The sequence below is a fragment of the Pseudomonas sp. HD6422 genome (genome assembly GCF_025377065.1).
GTDB lineage: Bacteria > Pseudomonadota > Gammaproteobacteria > Pseudomonadales > Pseudomonadaceae > Aquipseudomonas > Aquipseudomonas putida_U.
The window spans coordinates 1-3,131 of sequence record NZ_JAHWIW010000073.1; the positions used below are offsets into that span (position 1 = coordinate 1).

The 3,131-nt window shown below is 51.4% G+C and carries 1 rRNA gene; it reads left to right on the plus strand.

Annotation, left to right across the window (positions count from 1 at the left end):
* The first annotated feature begins 191 nt into the window (after positions 1 to 191).
* Positions 192 to 3,084 (plus strand): 23S ribosomal RNA (locus KY379_RS27000).
* Positions 3,085 to 3,131: the final 47 nt, after the last annotated feature.

Consider the following 3,131-nt stretch of genomic DNA (forward strand, 5'->3'; position numbering starts at 1 on the left):
ATGAATGTTGATTTCTGACTTTTGTCAGATCGTTCTTTAAAAATTCGGATATGTGATAGATAGACTGATGACCACTTTCACTGGTGGTGATCAGGCTAAGGTAAAATTTGTGAGTTCTGCGCGAAAGCGCAACATGCGAATTTTCGGCGAATGTCGTCTTCACAGTATAACCAGATTGCTTGGGGTTATATGGTCAAGTGAAGAAGCGCATACGGTGGATGCCTTGGCAGTCAGAGGCGATGAAAGACGTGGTAGCCTGCGATAAGCTTTGGGGAGTCGGCAAACAGACTGTGATCCAGAGATCTCTGAATGGGGGAACCCACTCAGCACAAGCTGAGTATCTTGTACTGAATACATAGGTGCAAGAGGCGAACCAGGGGAACTGAAACATCTAAGTACCCTGAGGAATAGAAATCAACCGAGATTCCCTTAGTAGTGGCGAGCGAACGGGGACCAGCCCTTAAGTTGGTTTGAGATTAGTGGAACGCTCTGGAAAGTGCGGCCATAGTGGGTGATAGCCCCGTACACGAAAATCTCTTATCAATGAAATCGAGTAGGACGGAGCACGAGAAACTTTGTCTGAATATGGGGGGACCATCCTCCAAGGCTAAATACTACTGACTGACCGATAGTGAACCAGTACCGTGAGGGAAAGGCGAAAAGAACCCCGGAGAGGGGAGTGAAATAGAACCTGAAACCGTATGCGTACAAGCAGTGGGAGCCTACTTTGTTAGGTGACTGCGTACCTTTTGTATAATGGGTCAGCGACTTATATTCAGTGGCGAGCTTAACCGAATAGGGGAGGCGTAGCGAAAGCGAGTCTTAATAGGGCGTTTAGTCGCTGGGTATAGACCCGAAACCGGGCGATCTATCCATGGGCAGGTTGAAGGTTAGGTAACACTGACTGGAGGACCGAACCGACTACCGTTGAAAAGTTAGCGGATGACCTGTGGATCGGAGTGAAAGGCTAATCAAGCTCGGAGATAGCTGGTTCTCCTCGAAAGCTATTTAGGTAGCGCCTCATGTATCACTCCAGGGGGTAGAGCACTGTTTCGGCTAGGGGGTCATCCCGACTTACCAAACCGATGCAAACTCCGAATACCTGGAAGTGCCGAGCATGGGAGACACACGGCGGGTGCTAACGTCCGTCGTGAAAAGGGAAACAACCCAGACCGTCAGCTAAGGTCCCAAAGTCATGGTTAAGTGGGAAACGATGTGGGAAGGCTTAGACAGCTAGGAGGTTGGCTTAGAAGCAGCCATCCTTTAAAGAAAGCGTAATAGCTCACTAGTCGAGTCGGCCTGCGCGGAAGATGTAACGGGGCTCAAACCATGCACCGAAGCTACGGGTATCATCTTAGGATGATGCGGTAGAGGAGCGTTCTGTAAGCCTGTGAAGGTGAGTTGAGAAGCTTGCTGGAGGTATCAGAAGTGCGAATGCTGACATGAGTAACGACAATGGGAGTGAAAAACTCCCACGCCGAAAGACCAAGGTTTCCTGCGCAACGTTAATCGACGCAGGGTTAGTCGGTCCCTAAGGCGAGGCTGAAAAGCGTAGTCGATGGAAAACAGGTTAATATTCCTGTACTTCCAGTTATTGCGATGGAGGGACGGAGAAGGCTAGGCCAGCTTGGCGTTGGTTGTCCAAGTTTAAGGTGGTAGGCTGAGATCTTAGGCAAATCCGGGATCTCAAGGCCGAGAGCTGATGACGAGTTGCCTTTAGGCGACGAAGTGGTTGATGCCATGCTTCCAAGAAAAGCTCCTAAGCTTCAGATAACTGGGAACCGTACCCCAAACCGACACAGGTGGTCGGGTAGAGAATACCAAGGCGCTTGAGAGAACTCGGGTGAAGGAACTAGGCAAAATGGCACCGTAACTTCGGGAGAAGGTGCGCCGGCGAGGGTGAAGGACTTGCTCCGTAAGCCCATGTCGGTCGAAGATACCAGGCCGCTGCGACTGTTTATTAAAAACACAGCACTCTGCAAACACGAAAGTGGACGTATAGGGTGTGACGCCTGCCCGGTGCCGGAAGGTTAATTGATGGGGTTAGCGCAAGCGAAGCTCTTGATCGAAGCCCCGGTAAACGGCGGCCGTAACTATAACGGTCCTAAGGTAGCGAAATTCCTTGTCGGGTAAGTTCCGACCTGCACGAATGGCGTAACGATGGCGGCGCTGTCTCCACCCGAGACTCAGTGAAATTGAAATCGCTGTGAAGATGCAGTGTATCCGCGGCTAGACGGAAAGACCCCGTGAACCTTTACTATAGCTTTGCACTGGACTTTGAATTTGCTTGTGTAGGATAGGTGGGAGGCTTTGAAGTGGGGACGCCAGTTCTCATGGAGCCATCCTTGAAATACCACCCTGGCAACTTTGAGGTTCTAACTCAGGTCCGTTATCCGGATCGAGGACAGTGTATGGTGGGTAGTTTGACTGGGGCGGTCTCCTCCCAAAGAGTAACGGAGGAGTACGAAGGTGCGCTCAGACCGGTCGGAAATCGGTCGCAGAGTATAAAGGCAAAAGCGCGCTTGACTGCGAGACAAACACGTCGAGCAGGTACGAAAGTAGGTCTTAGTGATCCGGTGGTTCTGTATGGAAGGGCCATCGCTCAACGGATAAAAGGTACTCCGGGGATAACAGGCTGATACCGCCCAAGAGTTCATATCGACGGCGGTGTTTGGCACCTCGATGTCGGCTCATCACATCCTGGGGCTGAAGCCGGTCCCAAGGGTATGGCTGTTCGCCATTTAAAGTGGTACGCGAGCTGGGTTTAGAACGTCGTGAGACAGTTCGGTCCCTATCTGCCGTGGACGTTTGAGATTTGAGAGGGGCTGCTCCTAGTACGAGAGGACCGGAGTGGACGAACCTCTGGTGTTCCGGTTGTCACGCCAGTGGCATTGCCGGGTAGCTATGTTCGGAAGAGATAACCGCTGAAAGCATCTAAGCGGGAAACTTGCCTCAAGATGAGATCTCACTGGGATCTTGAATCCCCTAAAGGGCCGTCGAAGACTACGACGTTGATAGGTTGGGTGTGTAAGCGCTGTGAGGCGTTGAGCTAACCAATACTAATTGCCCGTGAGGCTTGACCATATAACACCCAAGCAATCTGCCGAGCAGATTGTGGTGGTGAAGACGAA